The sequence below is a fragment of the Streptomyces sp. NPDC001933 genome, assembly GCF_042890955.1.
In the GTDB taxonomy this organism is placed as follows: domain Bacteria; phylum Actinomycetota; class Actinomycetes; order Streptomycetales; family Streptomycetaceae; genus Streptomyces.
Genome location: NZ_JBIASS010000004.1, coordinates 368,685 through 385,800, shown reverse-complemented (window position 1 = coordinate 385,800; position 17,116 = coordinate 368,685). Strand labels below are relative to the sequence as shown.

Below are 17,116 nucleotides of genomic sequence, written 5' to 3'. Positions count from 1 at the left end.
CCGTCCGGACCGGATAAGGTCAATGGTGTTGACGTAAGGTCGCCCTCGCCGACGAGCGGGACGAATCCGTGTACGTGGCCGCCCCTGTGATCCGAGCCGCCCGTCGGCCCGGCGCCCGCGTCACCGGTCGTGCGGTGCGCGGCCGGCAATGTGGCTTGCAGGTCGGAGCCGTACGACGCGTGGGTCGCGAGCGCTGAGCCGCCCGAGTGCGCCGCCCGGTCCGCTCCGGCTCAGTTCCCGCTCCCGCTCCCGCTCCCGCGGAGCGAGGACTCCCGTACATCGAGCCGCGACTGCACCAGCACGCCGTCGGGCTCGTCGCGGCCCAGTTCCAGGGCGGCAACGAGCAGTTCTATCCCGGCCTCCGCGACCTCCCCGGGCCGCAGGCTGAGCGTCGTCACGGGCGGCTCGGTGTGAGTGGCCGTGACGTCCTCGCTCACACAGACCACGAGCAGGTCGTCGGGCACCCGGTAGCCGTGGCGGCGCGCCGCCTCCAGCACCAGGGGCGGGCTCGCCTCGGCGACGACGAGCAGCGCGTCGGGCCGGTCGGGCCCGCCGAGGACCTCCTCGACGGCCCGGACCACCGGCCCGTTGCCGGCCTCGGTGGCGAGTGCGACGCGCTCCGGCTGGCCGAGCGCGGCGCACCGGTCGCGGTAGGCGGCGAACGCGCCCGTGTGGAACCGGGTCGTGCTCTCGGGCTGGACGAGCGCGGGCCGCCGCGCCCCCTGACCGGTCAGATGGTCGAGCGTCTTGCGTACGGCATCCACCGCGTCGACGTCCACCCATCGGGCGCCCGGCCGTCCCTCCACGGAACGGTCGCTGATCACGGGGATGCGAGCGGCAAGGAGGTCGGCCACGATCCGGTCGTCGGCGACCGGATCCGCGACGATCACCGCGTCGAGCGGGAGATCGGCCCACTCGTCCTGGAGGGAGCCCGAGGGAAGGAGCACCAGGGCGTAGCCGTGGCTGAGCGCCGCCCGTGCGGTCGCGCTGGTCAGCTGCGCGAAGTACGGCGATTCCAGGAACGTCCACGGGTCGCCGGCGAACTCTCCGACCACGTATCCGATCAGCCTGGCCCGTCCCGCACGTAGCTGGCGTGCGGTGGCGTTGGGCCGGTAGCCCATCCTGCGCGCGGCCTCCCTGGCTCTCTCCCGGACGGCCGGGGAGAGCCGTCCGGTGCCGTTGAGCGCCGCCGAGACGGTGGTCTTGGACAGGCCCGCCTCACGGGCCACGTCGACGAGCCGGACGCGTGGCGGGGTGGGCGACGAGGCACGCCCGCCGTGTCGTGAAGCTTCGGTCATGGGCTCATGCTGCCACCCTCACGACCTCTGAAAAATCGGTCCCGCAAAGCCTTGTGCGGGAACGTTCCCGCACCAATACTCGCTCCATCCCCCAGCGCCCGTCACTACATTCGTAAAGGGCTGGTCTCCTTGCGCATGCCCAGAGCCATCGCGTCGCTCGTCTGTACCGCCGCCCTCGCGGTCACCGCCACCGGCTGTTCCGGCGCCACGAACCCCGGTTCCGCCGGGAACGGCACCGGTCCGGAGTACCGGGTCACGCCGACCTCCGCACCGGCGAAGGGTTCCCTGTCCTCGGTCACCTGGTCCCTCTACGCCGAGCCGTACACGCTCGACTACGCCCTCGCGTACGACTACCCGCCGAACACCGTGCTCGCCAACGTCTGCGAGCAGCTCTTCAGGGTCACCCCGGACCTGAAGACCGAACCGGGTCTCGCGGTCAAGTACGACCGGCCCGATCCGCGCACCCTCGTCTACACCCTGCGCCCGAACGTGAAGTTCCACGACGGAACGACCATGACCGCCAACGACGTGGTCGCTTCCCTCAAGCGCCACACGGACCCGGCCACCGGCTCCCCGTGGGGTTCCGCCTTCAAGAACGTCAGCTCCATCAAGAAGACCGGTCCGCTGGAGGTGACGATCCGGCTGCGCAAGCCCGACGTCCTGTTCAACGAGCTCCTGGCCGCTTCCCCCGGCACCGTCGAGAGCGCCGCCACCCTGGCCGAGAACGGCAAGGACTACGGCACCCCGAAGGGCACCGTGAACTGCACCGGCCCCTTCGCCCTCGACAAGTGGGCCCAGGGCAACAGCATCACGCTCAAGAAGAACGCCGCCTACTGGGACCGGGCGCTGATCCCCAAGACGGACCGCTTGACGTTCACCTTCGTCGAGGACCCCGCGGCCCGTACCAACGCCCTGCGTTCCGGCACCGCCGACGGCGGCTACATGGTGCCCTCCACCTCGCTCGCCCAGCTGCGCTCCAGCGGCAAAGGCCAGGTCCTCTTCGGCCCCAACACCGCCGCCGCAGACCTGGCCGTCCTCGACTACGACGGCCCGCTCGGCGACCTCAGGGTCCGTCAGGCGCTCTCCATGGCGCTCGACCGCAAGGGCATCATCAAGGCGGCGGCCGGCGGCGTCGGCGTCCCCGCCAAGGCACCCGCGGCGCAGGGCGCCTGGGCCCTCGTGCCGGAGAAGACCGCCGGCTACTTCGACGCCCTGCCCGAACCGAAGTACGACGTCGCGGCCGCGAAGAAGCTCATCACCGAGGCCGGCGCCAAGGGCCGGAAGATCACCATGGTCACCAGCTCGCTCACACCCGAGATCAGCGTCGTCGCCAACGCCGTGCAGGCGGCCGGCCGGCAGATCGGACTCGACGTCGAGCTGAAGACGGTCGCCCCGGAGGCGTACAGCTCGATCTTCGTCGACCCCGGCGCGCGCACCGGTCTCGACCTGGTGGTCACCAACGGGTACGACAACACGCCCGACCCGCTGGAGTTCTACCAGTACCTGCGCACGGGCGACTTCGGGAACTACGGCAACTGGTCCGACGCCGAGTTCGACGCCGCCTTCGACCGGGCCAATGCCGAGCCCGACCCCGCCGAGCGCGCCGACCTGACCGCGAAGCTCCAGGAGATCGCGGTGCGCGAGCTGCCGGTGATCCCGCTCTACGAGGCGCCGTTCACGGTCTACCTCGGCAAGCGGATCACCGGCGCCCCCACCGGCATCGCCCAGCTGTACTACCCCTGGGCCGCGACGATCGGGGCCGCTCAGCGATGACCCGCTACGTCCTCGGCCGGCTGGCCGGCCTGGTGGCCGTGCTGTTCGTGACCTCGCTCGTGGTCTTCGGCACGGTCCACCTGGCCCCCGGCGACCCGGTGTCCTTCCTCCTGCACGGCCGCCCGGCGACCCCGGAGACCGTGGCGTCCCTGCGCAGCCAGTACCACCTGGACGACCCGTTGCCGACGCAGTACGCGAAGTGGCTCGGCGGCGTGCTGCACGGAGACTTCGGGCGCTCCGCCCAGTACCACCAGGACGTCGCGAGCCTGATCGGCTCGCGGCTCCCGGGCACGGCCCTGCTGGTCGGCTACGCGGCCCTGCTGGTCGCGGTCGTCGGGGTGAGCGCCGGTGTCCTCGCCGCGCTGCGCCCCGGGATCGCGGACCGCGCGGTGCTCCTCGGCACGGGTGTCGCCACGGCGACGCCCTCGTTCGTCACCGCCATCGCGCTCATCTCGCTGTTCTCCGTACAACTGGGCTGGTTCCCGGGGCCCGGCGGCACGCCGGAGGGCCTCGGCGAACGGCTGTACCACCTGACGCTGCCCTCCTTCGCGCTCGCGCTCACCTTCGCCGGACTGCTGGCCCGGGTCACCCGCTCGGCGATGCTGGACGAGTCGGTCCGGGACCATGTCGAGGTGGCGCGCGCCCGCGGTGTGCCGGGGCGCGCCGTGGTCCGCCGGCACGTCCTGCGCAACGCGCTCGGCCCCGTCGTCACCGTCGGCGGCACCATGCTCGCCGGACTGCTCATCAGCACCTCCATCGTCGAGACCGCTTTCGACGTCTCCGGCATCGGTTCGCTGCTCGTGCAGTCGGTGACGGCCAAGGACTTCGCCGTCGTGCAGGCGATCACGCTGCTCAGCGTGACGGCCTTCGTCCTCGTCAACCTCGTCGTGGACCTGCTGGTCCCGCTCATCGACCCCCGTCTGTCCATCAACGGGGAAGGCACCTCATGACCCTCACATCACCTTCTGCGGCGAATGCGCCCGAACTCCCCGGCCCGTCGGGCGCGTCCGGCGCCCTGCGCCGCCGCCCCGGCCTGCGCGGTCTCAAGGTCCTCGGCCAGGGCCCGATGTTCACGGCGGCCGTGGCCGTCCTGGTACTTCTCGTCCTGGTCGCCGTCCTGGCGCCGCTCCTCGCCCCCTACGACCCCGAGGCCGTCGACCTGTCGGCGAGCCTGACGGGAACCTCGGCCGACCACCTCCTCGGCACCGACCAGTCCGGGCGGGACATCCTGTCCCGGCTGCTCCACGGCGCCCGCACCGGCCTGCTCGGCCCGCTGCTCGTCGTCGGCGTCTCCACCCTCCTCGGCACGTTCGTCGGGGTGGTCGCGGCCTGGGGCGGCGGCTGGGCGGACACGCTGCTGTCCCGGTCGATGGACATGGTGTTCGCGATCCCCGGACTGCTGCTCGCGATCCTGCTCGTGTCCGTGGTCGGCTCCGGGATGACCGCCCCGGTCGTCGCGATGGCGGTGGCGTACACCCCGTACGTGGGACGCCTGGTGCGCGGGATCGCACGGCAGGAGAAGGCCCGCCCCTACATCGAGTCGTACCGGGTGCAGGGCTGGTCGGGATGGTCGGTCTGTCTGCGGCACCTGCTGCCCAACATCGCCCCGACCGTCTTCGCCCAGTCCGCGATGAACTTCGGGTACGTGCTGATGGACCTGGCGGCACTTTCCTTCCTCGGCTTCGGTGTGCAGCCGCCCACCGCCGACTGGGGAGCCATGATCAACGAAGGGCAGGCGGCGATCCAGCAGGGGGCGATGCTGCCCGCACTCGCGCCGTCCGCGTGCATCGTCCTCGCGGTGGTGGCCTTCGGCATCGTCGGCGAGGGGCTCGCCGACCGCATCGCCCGTCGGGAGGAACGGTGAGCATCATGACCGAGAACGGCACACCGGGCCCCGACCCGGTCCTGGAGATCGACGGGGTCGGCATCCGGCTGCCTGGCGACAGGGCCGCCCGGCCGATCCTGGACGGGGTCGGTCTGCGGGTGCGCCCCGGGGAGACCGTCGGCCTGGTCGGCGAGTCCGGCTCGGGCAAGTCCGTGGCCTGCCGCAGCGTGCTGGGGCTGCTGCCGGCGGACGCGCGGACCAGCGGTGAGGTACGGGTCGCCGGGCGCGATGTCCTCACGATGAACCGCACCGAACTGGCCGCGCTGCGCGCCCGGCAGGTCGCGATGGTCTTCCAGGACCCGCGTGCCTCCGTCAACCCGCTGCGGCGGGTGGGTGACTTCCTCACCGAGGGGATGCGGGCGGCGGGCACGTCGGCCGGGGCCGCCACCGCACGGGCCGCGGAACTCCTCGACGCCGTCGGTATCCGCGACCCGCGTGGCGCGCTGCGCCGCTACCCGCACCAGTTCTCCGGCGGCATGCTCCAGCGGGTGGTCATCGCCGCCGCCCTCGCGGGCGAGCCCGCGCTGCTCGTCGCCGACGAGCCCACCACCGCCCTCGATGTCACCACCCAGGCCGAGATCATCGCGATCCTCACCCGTCTGCGGGCCGAGCGCGGCACCGGACTGCTCTTCGTCACCCACGACCTGGAGCTGGCCTCCGCCATCTGCGACCGGGTGTACGTGATGTATGCGGGCCGCATCGTCGAGACCCGGGGCACGGACGAGCTGTTCGACCGGCCGCGCCATCCGTACACGGCGGGGCTGCTCGCCTGCACCCCCCGCATCGAGGCGGACGCGCCGGCTCCACGGGCGATTCCGGGCCGCCCCGTCTCCCTCGCCGAGGCACCGCCCGGCTGCGCCTTCGCCGCGCGCTGCCCCGTTGCGCTGCCCCGCTGCTCCGAGGAAACCCCCGCGCTGGCGCGACACGGCGACGGCCTCGCCGCGTGTCACCGCGCCGACGAAGGGATCACGCTGTGACCGGCACTGCTGGACAGACGGAGGGCCTCGTCGTCGAGGGGCTGAGCAAGCGGTACGGGAACCACACGGCGGTCGACGACGTGTCGTTCACGCTGTCCGCCGGGTCGTGTCTGGCCCTGGTCGGTGAGTCCGGGAGCGGCAAGACGACAACGGTCCGGATGCTCGTCGGCCTGGAACGCCCGGACGGCGGCACCGTCCGCCTCGACGGCCGGGACCGCTCGGCGCGCGCCCGCGGCCGGGCCGAACGGCTGGCGCGGGCCCGGGAGATCCAGATGGTCTTCCAGGATCCGTACCTCTCGCTCGATCCACGGGTCACCGTGGCCGACTGCGTCGAGGAGGTGCTGCGTCTGCACGGCTCCCTGGGCGCGGCGGACCGCCGGGTCCGGGTCGCTGAACTCCTGGACCAGGTCGGCCTCGGCAAGCGGGAGGCGGCGGCGCTGCCCCGGCGCCTCTCGGGCGGCCAGCGCCAGCGTGTGGCCATCGCCCGCGCCCTGGCGGTCGAGCCCCGCGTCCTCGTCCTGGACGAGGCGGTCGCGGCGCTGGACGTGTCGATCCAGGCGCAGATACTCGACCTGCTGGCCACGATCCGGCGCGAGTCGGGGATCGGCTACCTGTTCGTCACCCACGACCTCGCCGTGGTCCGCCACGTCGCCGACGAGGTGCTGGTCCTCAAGGCCGGACAGGTCGTGGAATCGGGCCCGGCGGGCCAGGTCCTGGACGCCCCCGAGCATCCGTACACACGTCTGCTGCTCGGCTCCGTGCCCCGGCGCGGCTGGGACCCCGCTGCCGCGGCACCGCTCCGCCGCGCCCTCGGCTGACGGGCGGCCGCCCGGACGCGTACGCCGTGACGCCCGGACGCGTAGCCCGTGACGCCCGCACGCGTCACGGCGCAGCGCCTCGCGAACACCTCCCCCGGCCCCGTCTCCGTCACCTGGGCGTGGCAGTCTGAGGCAGCTGTGAGCAGGGGCGACAAGCGAGCGAGGGGCGGCGGAAGCGGTGCTGGTCGAGGAGGCCGTGTGGACCTGGGAGCGCGCGCTCCCGCTCAAGTACGTGCTGGTCAGCGAGGAATGGGACGGCGAGCTGATCGTGTGGGCACGCTGCGCCGACGCGGATGGCCTGTTCGTCGAGCCGGCGCCGCGCCGGGAGCGGCTGACCCTCGTGGAGTGCGCCCCGACCGGATGGCTGCGCAAGGCGGTCGAGCGCGTCCGCCACCGGTCGCCCGCACCGGACGGATCCGCCGGTCCCGGCGGGCCCGGCGGCCTCGGACAGCTCGACCTCATCGTGGACCGCCCCGAGCCCGGGACCGATCCCGAGGACGGCCCCTTCTGCTCCCCCGACGCGCACCGCTGGCAGCTGCTCGACCCCGTCCTGCTCGACTGCCGGCCCTCGGCCCGCGACGCGTCGCTGGTCGATGTGACCGTCGAGGCCGAGGTCGACGGCCCGGTATGGCACCGCGCCGAGCCCGCGGACGCCCGTTGGCGGCTGTTCAACGGTACCGGCGGTGCCGGCCTGGGCAACTGCCGCCGGACCGAAGGCCTTTACGCACACCGCCCGCTCCCCTGCGCACCGCCGCTCCGGCTGATCGGCTGCGAGCCCGGTGAGCGGCTGCTGAACCGGCTGGTGCGCTCGCGCGCCGACGGCGACCGCGTCACACTGCTCGCCCTGGACCGGTCCGGTCGGGTGATGCGCCACCAGGAACACATGCCCCTGGGGGTCGTCGCCTCCCGCCCGTCCGCGCTCGGCGGGGCCCTCGTGGACCTGTGGCTGGGCGAGGGCCCGGCCGTGCGGCCCGTGCCGGCGGTCCGTCCGGTGTGGGATGCCTGGTTCGAGGGGCCACCGGCCGAGCGCGGGGCATGGGCCGCGTTTCCGCCCGAGGGCCGGGCCGAGTGGGCCGCGTTCGCCGCCGCACGGCAGGGAGCCGGCGGGCCGCTGCCGGGTCCCGTGCGGCACCTCGACGGCCGGCACATCACCGATGTGCCGGCGTTGGTGTGCGCGCTGGGCGAGGCGGTCGCCGGGCCCGGCGGCCACTACCAGCAGTGCTGGGGCGCGTTGCGAGGCTGCGTGTGCGGCGGGGAGCGGCCGACCGCTCCGTTCACCCTGGTCTGGCACGACGCCGAGGTGGCCAGGCGCGCGCTCGCCCCGGTGAGTGTGGACACGGCGGGCGAGACACCGTACGTCGACGACGTGCTCCGGCTGCTCGAAAAGGTCGGCATCACCGTGGAACTGCGCTGATCCTCTCTCGGGACTCCGGACCCGGTGCGCTCGCGCGAGTGGGGCACCACGACGTGCCATCCTCGATGCGGATCCGGCCGACGGGACTGTCATGGACGAGCGGCACCCCGCACCGTCCGCCCGTCATTTTCCTTTGGCCGCGGCGCCGCCCTGTGGCAGGGTGCTGCGTCGTGACAGAGAAAGACAACATCCGGATCGTCCCGCTCGCCGAAGACCCTTCGCTGATCTCCCGTGTGTACGAGATCAACGACACCTGGCCCGTCTTCACGCCCCATGACATGGTCGCGAGCGCCTTGTTGAGCCGGGTGCCCGAGGACTTCCCGCAGTACTGCGTGGCGGCGACGGACGGCGACCGGGTCGTCGCTCGCGGGCTCGCCGTGCCGTTCAACTCCGTGCTCGACGGACGTGAGGAGATGCCCGACCAGGGCTGGGACCGGGTACTGGCCTGGGCCTTCCGTGACCGCCAGTACCGGAACGCTCCGACGGCGGCCAGTGCGCTGGAGATATCGGTGGACGCCGACTATCTCGGCCGTGGCCTGTCCTACCGCATGCTGTCCGCGCTGCGCCGGGCAGCGGGCCGGCAGGGGCACGACGCCCTGCTGGCGCCGGTCCGCCCGACGGCCAAGCACCTGGATCCGCGCGTCCCCATGGCCGAATACCTCCGCCGGTGCCGGGACGACGGGCTGCCGGCCGACCCCTGGGTGCGGGTGCACGTCAAGGCCGGCGGCACCATCGAGAAGGTGGCCCCGGCCTCGATGACGGTCAGTGGTTCGCTGGCGCAGTGGCGGCAGTGGACCGGTCTGCCCTTCGACCGGGACGGTTGTGTGGAGATACCCGGCGCCCTGGCGCCGGTGCACTGCGACACCGCACACGATCGCGCTGTCTACGTCGAGCCCAACGTGTGGATACGGCACGGCATGGAGCCGCACACCGCCTGACGGCACACTGCCCGCTACGCCAACGCCCCGGCGACCGCGGAGGCCGCTTCTGCGATGAGCGCGTTGTCGTACTCGGCGTCCTCCTTCCACCGGTTCGACATGATCGCCACGACGATGGGCTCGGCGTCGGGGCGCCACACCACGGCGATGTCGTTGCGCGTGCCGTAGGTGCCGCCGGATCCGGTCTTGTCGCCGACCACCCAGCCCTTGGGCATCCCGGCCCTGATGAGCTCGGCTCCGGTCGTGTTGGTCCGCAGCCATTTCGCCAACTGCGCGCGTTCGCCCGTGCCGAGCACGTCTCCGAGGACGAACGCGCGCAGATCCTCGGCGAGTGCCCGCGGTGTACTCGTGTCGGACGTGGCGCCCGGGGACCACCGGTTGAGTTCCGGTTCGCTGTGTTCCATCCGGGTGACGTCGTCGCCGAGCTCCGCGAGTACGGCGTCCAGGCCCCGGGGACCGCCCAGTCGTCCGAGCAGCAGGTTGGCGGCGGTGTTGTCGCTGAAGCGGACCGCCGCGTCGCACAGCGCGCTCAGGCTCATCCCGGTCGCGACGTGCTTCTCGCTCACCGGGGAGTCGCTGACCAGATCGTCCTTCGAGTACTTGATCACCTCGTCCATCCCGTCCAGGGAGTACTTGCGCAGCACGGCACCGGCGGCCAGCGCCTTGAACGTGGAGGCATGGGCGAAGCGCTCGCCGTCGTTGTGGGCGACTTCGCGGCCGGTGCCGGTGTCGATGGCGTAAACGCCCAGCCGGGCATCGTACTTGCGCTCCAGTTCCTTGAACTGCCGGGCGAGGTGGTGCCGGTCGAACGGCTTCGCGCTCGCGTCCGCGGTCGGTCCCGTCGCCCCGGCGTGCGGGGAGGACGCCACCGGGGATGCGGAGGACCGGGGACGGGCCTCCTCTGCGCTGCACGCAGCGAGCGGTACGAGAGCGAGAGCGGCCAGCACACCGAGCAAGGAGCGCCGGGCGCTGCTGTGCGTCTTCATGGGGTCCGAACCTCCAAGGCGCCCCGAGGGCAGGGCGTATAGAGGATGGAGAGGCAACTCCCCATCCCGGGGCGGTCTTGAGTGCCGGGCCCACCTTCGCCGTCCGGCGGCCATGCGGTCCAATACGCTCGGGCACGATTTCATGCCGATCCGGCATAGGCTGCGGCCTGTGGATCTGGTCGGAGCATGTCGGGCATTCGTCAGTGTGAGCGAGCACGGCAGTTTCACCGTGGGGGCGGCCGCGGCCCGGATGTCCCAGCCGGTGGCCAGCCGTCGCGTCGCCGCCCTGGAGGAACACTTCGGTGAGCAGCTGTTCGAGCGCATGTCGCGGCGGGCCGTGCTCACACCCTTCGGCCGGGAGATGCTTCCGGCGGCCAGACAGCTGGTCCAGGCGGCCGATGTGCTGCTGCACGAGGCCGAAGCGGTCAAGTCCAGGCCCTGGCGGCTCGCGGTGCCCGCCCTCTGCTCGACGGCTGGTCTGGCCCGGCTGATCGCACAGGCGAGGGAGCACGGCATCACGCTCGATCTCCGGATCGCCGCGCCCGCACAGCGCACCGAGCTCATCCACGCGCAACTGGTGCGCGCCGCTCTGCTCGCGGTACCCGCGGACGAGGCAACGTGGTCCGTTCCGCTGGGTCTTGCCGGTGCCCGGGATCCCGGCGTGCGGCGCGTCTACATCGAGACGTTACGGATGGGGCGGGCGTCGCCGGGCCCGGCCCGCCGTATCTGGATCCAGCCGGAGGACGACGTGCCGCACATCCGTGACCCGCTGACCCGGCTGCGGGACGCGGTGGGCCTGCGGCCCGCCCAGCTCGTTGCCGCGACCGACCTGGCGACTGCCGCGGCGGAGGTGCTCTGCACCGGCGACCTGCTGCTGTGCTCCCCCGACCAGGCCGAGGAACTCGCCCTGAGCTGGCGGCCGATCGGTGAGGTCGAGCTCGGCCGGGGGTTCGCCCTCGTCGCCGCGGCGGGCGGCAATCCACAACACATCGAGGCGCGGCTGGGCGAGGCCATCGGCCACTGCCTGGGCGCGAACAGCGGTGCGGACAATGGCGCGAACAAAGGTGCGCGCAGCGGGACGTACGGCGGCGCGGCCGGTACGGGAGGGGCTGCGGAGTGAGCACCGAGACGCTGCTGAGCGTGATGCGCCGGCAACTGCGCGACGGCGGACTGCACGGCTGTCTGCTGGTGCGGGATCTCCACACCGGCGAGGAGGTGGGGATCGCCCCGGACACCCAGTTGCCCGCCGCGTCCCTGGTCAAGGTTCCGCTCGCGCTGGCGACGGCGGAGCGCATCCGGCGGGGCGAGCTCGACGGGGCGACGATGATCGATGTGCGGCCCGGACGTACGACCACGCCGGGCCCCACCGGGCTGAGCCGGTTCCGCCACCCCGTCCGGATCGCCGTCGACGACCTGCTCTACATGAGCACCTGCGTGAGTGACGGCGCGGCAGCCGACGTACTGTTCGGCCTCACCCCGCCCGCCCAGGTCACCGACATGCTCCGCGAGTTCGGTCTCCGCGGCATCACAGTGCGGCACGGTCTCGACGAGCTCACCGACACCCCGCTGGAACGCTTCGACGCCTCGCAGGCCCATCTCGCCCTCTCCCTCGCCATCGACGCGGGCACCAGCGGTCGCGGGCATCGGGTGCCCCAGCTCGACACCACGCGCGCCAGCGCCGGCAGCGCACGCGCCTACGTCGAGCTGTTGCAGGCCCTGTGGACACCGTCGGCGATCCATCCCGAAGTGGCCGAACGCGTACGTGGCCTGATGGCCCACAACCTCATCCGGCACCGGCTCGCCCCCGACTTCAGCTCCGACGCCTCCACCTGGTCCTCCAAGACCGGCACTCTTCTCAATCTCCGGCACGAGATCGGTGTCGTCGAGCACTCCGACGGCCAGGCCTTCGCCGTCGCCGCCCTGACCGAGTCACTCGTCCCGGCCAGTGCGCAGCCCGGCGCCGACGCCCTGATGGCCCAGGTGGCCCGCGCACTGCGTGATCACCTCCGTCAGCGCTGAGGGCCGGCCGCCCGAACACTGCGGCCCCGCGCTGTGCGTCCGTGTCTCAGGCGTGGAATCCGTTGCACACGACGGATGTGTACTTCTTCGGCCCGCCCTCGACGTGGTACAGCACCACGGTCCAGTCGCCCCTGTCGTCCCCGACCGGGATCGCGTCGACGGTTCGATTGCCGAAATGCGCGCGGAAGTCGTCCGGGTACTTGAACTTGACGGTTCCGCCGGAGGACCAGCGGGAGTAGATGTCGACGGGCTTGCTGGTGAAACCGATGCCCTTGCTCACGGATCGAAGGGGCCGTCCGGTGGCGGGGTCCGTCTCGTGCGGGGGCCGCACCCCCACGGATATGTAGTACGGCGCGGGCCGCTTCCCCACTCCGGCGTCCTTGGGGCGCAACTGCAGCGAGGCGGTGTCCGAGCCGGTGGTGTGGGTGACGGAGGACCGCAGGCCCGTCGGTGGTGGGGAGTCGGCGATGCTGGACAGATCGCAGGAGCCCATGCCCTGGGCCGCCAGCTCCGGATCCTCGGACAGGGCCCAGCGGTCCTGCGAGACACGATCGTTCACGATGTGGTCCGGCGGCCGGCCGTCCGAGTCCCTGGTGGCCGGCGGTGACGTGGCCGGCCGCCCGGACGTGGTCCCCTCCGCCGTGGGGGCGGCTCCGGTCTCCTGCCCGTTCGATTCCGGGAGCAGCCAGACCGTCACCGGCACCGCGAGCGCCACCGCGCAGACGGCGAGCCAGGTCCTGCCCCGCAACCCCTGGCCGGGGCGCCTCTCCGGTCCCGGCCGGTCGTCCGCCGCGGTGCCCGACGACCCGGTGGGTGCGGCGGTCCCGGCCCGCTCCGCCACCTGGACGTCGGGCTCCTGGTCCACGGGCCGGGTCCGCTCCTGCGTCCCCGGCACCTTCGCCGCCCCCACCGTCGGCTCGCCCTCCGTCTCCGTCTCCGTCCCGGTCCCGGTCCCGGCCCCCGGCAGGGGTACGGGGCCGGGTTCGGCGGTGCGCGCCAGCATCCGGTAATGGGTGTCGGACGCCAACGGCGAGTCCACCGCGCACCGGGCGATCACGGCGGCCGGGTCCGGCCGGTCCGCCGGATCCCTGGCGACGCACCACCGGACGAGTTCGGCCAGTGCGGGCCGGACCCCCTCCAGATCGATGTCCTCGTGCACGGTCCGGTAGCTCACCGCCGCCGGTTCGCCCGTGCCGTACGGAGGGCGGCCCGTCGCCGCGTACGCGAGGGTCGCGCCGAGAGCGAAGACATCGGCCGCCGGGCCCACCTCGTTGCGCAGCAGAACCTCGGGTGCCGTGTAGCCGGGTGTGCCCGACACCATCCCGTCCCGGGTGAGGATCGTCTGCTCAAGTCCTCGCGCGATGCCGAAGTCGATCAGTTGCGGGCCCTGCGGCGAGAGGATGACATTGTGCGGCTTCACGTCCCGGTGCGTGACTCCATGTGCGTGGACGGCGGCCAGGCCCTCGGCAAGCGCGGCGAGCAGTCTCAGTGCGCTGTCCGGAGGGAAGGGACCGCTCGCGCCGACGGCGCCGCGCAGCGTGGGTCCGGCCACGTACTCGGTGGCCAGCCAGTAGGGGGGTTCGTCGAGCGAGGCCTCGATCAACTGCGCGGTGTAGGCGCTGCGGACGGCCTCGACGGTCGCGGTCTCCCGCCGGAACCGGGCCAGCGATTCGGGGTGTTCGCTGATCTCGTCGCGGATCACCTTCACGGCCACCAGCCGCCCGCCGGGCGACCTGCCGAGATAGACCTGCCCCATGCCGCCGGCGCCGAGACGGGCGAGCAGGTGGTAGGCGCCCATGCGCGCGGGGTCCTGAGGTCTCAGTGCATCCACGGCATGACTGTGCCACATGCGCGCGCTTGTCGGAGCGGTGGACCACAACTCGTGATCGGATCGATCGGCATCAACGCGCGGGAGCGGAAGCCCGGTTGAGAGGTGTGCGGGTTCCCGGGGAGGGAACGAGCCGGTTTCGCCTGTTCGCGGGCAGGGTCAGGCGAGCTCGGGAGCGGTGAGGTCGAGCGTCAGCCGGTTGTTCCAGTCGTTGGTGAAGACCGCGGTCGCTCCCTCGTGGTGAACGCCGGCGAACGGGTTGGAGCAGAACATCACGGCGAGCCATCGCAGGGAACGGTCGGTGCCGATGCGGGCGAGGTAGCCGATGTTGCCCATCCCGCTGCCACCGCCGGACATCCAGCCCGATCCGTCCGGCAGTGCCGACTCGAAGTAGGTGTTCACCTCGATGATGCCCTCCTCCTCGATGGCACGGGCCACGTCGAGCGGGCCTCCGAGCCGGAAGGGGATCGGCTGTCCGGCGTCCGGATGGTAGGCCCCGGGGCCGTCCACGTACAGCTCCCGGCCGGTGTCGTCCGGCCGGTACAGCCCGTCGTGGAACGGCATCTCCTCGGCCGCCCACAACTGCTCGATCATTCCCACGACCCCGTCCTGCCCGTCGAAGGGCCCCACGGTATCGCTTCCGGCCGTCCACAAGGGGCGCGCCATCGCGCCCCACGCCCGACTCCGCTGATCAGTAGGCGGAGTTGACGTTGTCGATGGATCCGTAGCGGTCGGCGGCGTAGTTGGCGGCCGCGGTGATGTTGGCGACGGGGTCGGTGAGGCTGTTGGCGGTGCCGGCGACGTGGTAGGCGCTGAAGGTGGGCTGGATGACCTGGAGCAGGCCCTTGGAGGGGGTGCCCTTCTGGGCGTTGACGTCCCAGCCGTTCTGGGCGTTGGGGTTGCCGCTGGACTCGCGCATGATGTTGCGGTGCAGGCCCTCGTAGGTGCCGGGGATGCCCTTGGCCTTCATGATGGCGAGGGATTCCTTGATCCAGCCGTCCAGGTTGTTGGTGTAGCCGCTGTTGCCCTGGGTGTCGCCGCTGGTGGTGGCCTTGGCGACGGCGGGGGCGGTGGGCTGCTTGGTCTCGGCGGCGTGTGCGGAGGTGGAGGTGAGGGTGAGGGCGGCTGCCGCGGCGGCGGTGGTGGCCAGGGCGGTGACGGACAGGTTGCGCAGGCGGCTGGTGCGGTTCAGGGCGTGGGTGGTCATGCGGAAGTGACTCTCCTTGGTGAGGGGGGTGTGCCGTCCGGGGTGGGGGGCGGCGTGCGGGGCGGGGGCCCTGCGTGGTCCGGCGGGTGGTCCGTCCGGGCCGGTCGCGGTGGACTGCGACGAGAACCATGGTTAGCGGCGGCCGGGACGGGGGTCAATGATGTGACGTACTACCCCAATACGGAGCAATGTCCGAAATGAACCACTCTGGAACGTTTTCACGCTGCTTGGGGCGACCCTGTTTCTACTATCCGGCCTAGGATGTGACGTGGCCCCTATGGGTGGCATCACATCCACAGGGCCATTTCGAGGGTTTAGAGGCCGTCTCGATCGGTGGATCGAAGTGCGGGTGACCCGGCTGACCGAGCCTCTGGGGGCTGGTGCGACGATGCGGGGATGCGCGAGGTCAATGAGTTGATCAACGTCGAGGATCCAGCCTGGCCGCTCCTCCTTCAGGAGCTGTCCGGCTCCGACGTACCGGTTGAGGTGCTGCCCGGCGATGGCGAGATGGGCCGCGCCTCTCTGCTGCAACTGCAGGTGTCAGCCCGTTCAAATTTGGGCGGCATTGCACTGAACTGCGGCGGTTTGCTCGTGGACAGCGGATGGCTGAGGATCTTCGGGAGCCCGAGCGGCGCCGGACCCGAAGGACTGCCCAGCCTGGCCGAGACCAACGCGATGCCCGCGACCTTCGATCCCGCATGGCGGGCGGGGGCAGGGCTGGTGGTCGCGCACGATGTGCTGGGCGGAGTCTTCGCCCTCAACGGAGGCAACCCCCGTGAGGCCGGCCGGCCCGGCGAACCAGGCGAGATCCTCTACTTCGCCCCCGACGCCCTTGGCTGGGAGCCCCTGGGCGCCGGGCACTCGGCATGGCTGTCCTGGATTCTCTCTGGAGGCCTCCGAGAGTTCCACGAGGGCCTGCGGTGGGACGGTTGGCGCAGCGAAGTCTCCGTGCTGAACGGTCGGCAGGGGCTGTCCTTCTTCCCTCCGCTGTGGTCGGCCGAGGCCCGCCAGGATCTGCTGGCGACCAGTCGTCGAGCGGTGCCCATGGCGGAACTCCTGGGCCTGAGTCGCGACTCCTGCCTGCAGTTCGACGGCGCCGACCCGGGGTTCCTCGGAGCTGCCTGAACCGTAGGTGTCTTTGAACGTCGACTGCGAGTCAGTGCAGGTCAGCGCATCGACGGATCCGCCGGAACCGTCGACGCCCGGAGCGTCGGTCGATAGACAGGTGGTGTGACGGACCTCGGTGAGCCGGATGCCGTCGACCAAGACGAGGCCCTGCCCCGAGCCCCCCGTGGCTCGACGGTTCTCCAGACGCTCGGAGGTGTCTCGTTCAGGCGCCAGTAGAGTGGCGGCAGACAAGAGAAGAGATCCTCCGATGGACTCCCGCATATCGCGCATACGCTCCAAGTTGGCGAAGGCGCCGTACCAGGCACAGCGCAGCCACTCGATGGGTGCCGAGTGCCACCAGTTTCGCGTCGGCCCCCGAGTCAGTTCCGCACAGGCCGGCGCCTTCGAACTCGAACACCACATCGCATTGCCGTCGGCCTACCGAGAGTTCCTCGTCGAACTCGGAGGCAGCGGTGCCGGCCCCTTCTACGGCCTGCTTCCGCTGGAGGATTGCAGGCTGTTCACCATGGACCGACAGCCCCCGGACGGCACCCCTCGGGGATTCCATCACGTGGACCACCCGGACGCGCTGCAAGGAGATCGGTTCCTCCACATTGCTGAGATGGGCTGCACCGACCTGTGCCTCATCGGCGTGACCGGGCCTCTCACCGGCCGTGTGGTCACCGGCAACGCGGACGGCTTCCGGCACGCGGACGTCTCCTCTGCCCGGGACTTCCTGAGCTGGTACGAACGCTGGCTCAACCACATGGGGGACGGCAGGGACAACCTCGCGCTGGGTCTCACCTCTCCGTCGTCCGTCGCGAGCGCCTCCTGGGGCCCACTGGCCACGGCCCGATGAACTAGGT

16 protein-coding genes are annotated in these 17,116 nt (G+C 71.7%); 11 read left to right on the top strand and 5 right to left on the bottom strand.

What is annotated here, in order from left to right:
- Nucleotides 1-230 precede the first annotated feature (230 nt).
- On the bottom strand, nucleotides 231-1,298 hold the full coding sequence (locus tag ACFYY7_RS12760) for a LacI family DNA-binding transcriptional regulator (protein WP_388660628.1): 1,068 nt from the start codon (nucleotides 1,296-1,298) through the stop codon (nucleotides 231-233).
- A 135-nt stretch (nucleotides 1,299-1,433) separates the two neighbouring features.
- Here ACFYY7_RS12760 and ACFYY7_RS12755 point away from each other — a divergent pair, with 135 nt between their 5' ends.
- The 7 genes from ACFYY7_RS12755 (at nucleotide 1,434) to ACFYY7_RS12725 (ending at nucleotide 9,103) form a co-directional block, all read left to right on the top strand.
- Complete coding sequence (locus tag ACFYY7_RS12755; protein WP_388660625.1) at nucleotides 1,434-3,071, top strand: ABC transporter substrate-binding protein; 1,638 nt, start codon at nucleotides 1,434-1,436, stop codon at nucleotides 3,069-3,071.
- Nucleotides 3,068-4,021 carry an ABC transporter permease gene (locus tag ACFYY7_RS12750; protein ID WP_388660622.1) on the top strand — a complete coding sequence of 318 codons (954 nt, stop codon included), beginning with the start codon at nucleotides 3,068-3,070 and terminating at the stop codon, nucleotides 4,019-4,021. The genes ACFYY7_RS12755 and ACFYY7_RS12750 overlap by 4 nt, the downstream gene beginning before the upstream one ends.
- Entirely contained in the window at nucleotides 4,018-4,935 is a 918-nt protein-coding gene (locus ACFYY7_RS12745; RefSeq protein ID WP_388660619.1) for an ABC transporter permease, read from the top strand. Before ACFYY7_RS12750 ends, ACFYY7_RS12745 begins: the two co-directional genes overlap by 4 nt.
- A gap of 5 nt (nucleotides 4,936-4,940) precedes the next feature.
- Complete coding sequence (locus ACFYY7_RS12740; RefSeq protein WP_388661106.1) at nucleotides 4,941-5,933, top strand: ABC transporter ATP-binding protein; 993 nt, start codon at nucleotides 4,941-4,943, stop codon at nucleotides 5,931-5,933.
- Nucleotides 5,930-6,751: an ABC transporter ATP-binding protein gene (locus ACFYY7_RS12735; protein ID WP_388660616.1), complete on the top strand. Its 822-nt coding sequence runs from the start codon at nucleotides 5,930-5,932 to the stop codon at nucleotides 6,749-6,751. Before ACFYY7_RS12740 ends, ACFYY7_RS12735 begins: the two co-directional genes overlap by 4 nt.
- 178 nt (nucleotides 6,752-6,929) lie before the next feature.
- Nucleotides 6,930-8,165 carry a hypothetical protein gene (locus ACFYY7_RS12730; protein ID WP_388660613.1) on the top strand — a complete coding sequence of 412 codons (1,236 nt, stop codon included), beginning with the start codon at nucleotides 6,930-6,932 and terminating at the stop codon, nucleotides 8,163-8,165.
- A 170-nt stretch (nucleotides 8,166-8,335) separates the two neighbouring features.
- The gene (locus ACFYY7_RS12725) at nucleotides 8,336-9,103 is read left to right on the top strand and encodes an N-acetyltransferase (RefSeq protein ID WP_388660610.1); all 768 of its coding nucleotides are present in this window, start codon (nucleotides 8,336-8,338) and stop codon (nucleotides 9,101-9,103) included.
- 14 nt (nucleotides 9,104-9,117) lie between these two features.
- Here the strand turns inward: ACFYY7_RS12725 and bla are convergent, their stop codons facing one another.
- On the bottom strand, nucleotides 9,118-10,089 hold the full coding sequence (gene bla / locus ACFYY7_RS12720) for a class A beta-lactamase (protein ID WP_388660607.1): 972 nt from the start codon (nucleotides 10,087-10,089) through the stop codon (nucleotides 9,118-9,120).
- A 142-nt stretch (nucleotides 10,090-10,231) separates the two neighbouring features.
- Here bla and ACFYY7_RS12715 point away from each other — a divergent pair, with 142 nt between their 5' ends.
- Together ACFYY7_RS12715 and ACFYY7_RS12710 are read left to right on the top strand one after the other, a co-directional pair.
- Nucleotides 10,232-11,209, top strand: a complete 978-nt coding sequence (locus ACFYY7_RS12715; RefSeq protein WP_388660604.1) for a LysR family transcriptional regulator — start codon at nucleotides 10,232-10,234, stop codon at nucleotides 11,207-11,209.
- 23 nt (nucleotides 11,210-11,232) lie between these two features.
- The gene (locus tag ACFYY7_RS12710; RefSeq protein WP_388661103.1) at nucleotides 11,233-12,108 is read left to right on the top strand and encodes a serine hydrolase; all 876 of its coding nucleotides are present in this window, start codon (nucleotides 11,233-11,235) and stop codon (nucleotides 12,106-12,108) included.
- Between the two features lie 46 nt (nucleotides 12,109-12,154).
- On the opposite strand, the gene ACFYY7_RS12705 is transcribed toward ACFYY7_RS12710, so the two are convergent.
- The 3 genes from ACFYY7_RS12705 to ACFYY7_RS12695 form a co-directional block, all read right to left on the bottom strand.
- On the bottom strand, nucleotides 12,155-13,939 hold the full coding sequence (locus tag ACFYY7_RS12705; protein WP_388660602.1) for a protein kinase: 1,785 nt from the start codon (nucleotides 13,937-13,939) through the stop codon (nucleotides 12,155-12,157).
- A gap of 156 nt (nucleotides 13,940-14,095) precedes the next feature.
- Nucleotides 14,096-14,566 carry a hypothetical protein gene (locus ACFYY7_RS12700; protein WP_388660599.1) on the bottom strand — a complete coding sequence of 157 codons (471 nt, stop codon included), beginning with the start codon at nucleotides 14,564-14,566 and terminating at the stop codon, nucleotides 14,096-14,098.
- Between the two features lie 61 nt (nucleotides 14,567-14,627).
- A complete protein-coding gene (locus tag ACFYY7_RS12695) occupies nucleotides 14,628-15,143 on the bottom strand; it encodes a transglycosylase SLT domain-containing protein (RefSeq protein WP_388660596.1) in 516 nt (171 codons plus the stop codon).
- Between the two features lie 396 nt (nucleotides 15,144-15,539).
- Here ACFYY7_RS12695 and ACFYY7_RS12690 point away from each other — a divergent pair, with 396 nt between their 5' ends.
- Both ACFYY7_RS12690 and ACFYY7_RS12685 read left to right on the top strand, forming a co-directional pair.
- On the top strand, nucleotides 15,540-16,268 hold the full coding sequence (locus ACFYY7_RS12690; protein ID WP_388660594.1) for a DUF2625 domain-containing protein: 729 nt from the start codon (nucleotides 15,540-15,542) through the stop codon (nucleotides 16,266-16,268).
- Between the two features lie 250 nt (nucleotides 16,269-16,518).
- Nucleotides 16,519-17,109 carry an SMI1/KNR4 family protein gene (locus tag ACFYY7_RS12685; RefSeq protein WP_388660592.1) on the top strand — a complete coding sequence of 197 codons (591 nt, stop codon included), beginning with the start codon at nucleotides 16,519-16,521 and terminating at the stop codon, nucleotides 17,107-17,109.
- Nucleotides 17,110-17,116: the final 7 nt, after the last annotated feature.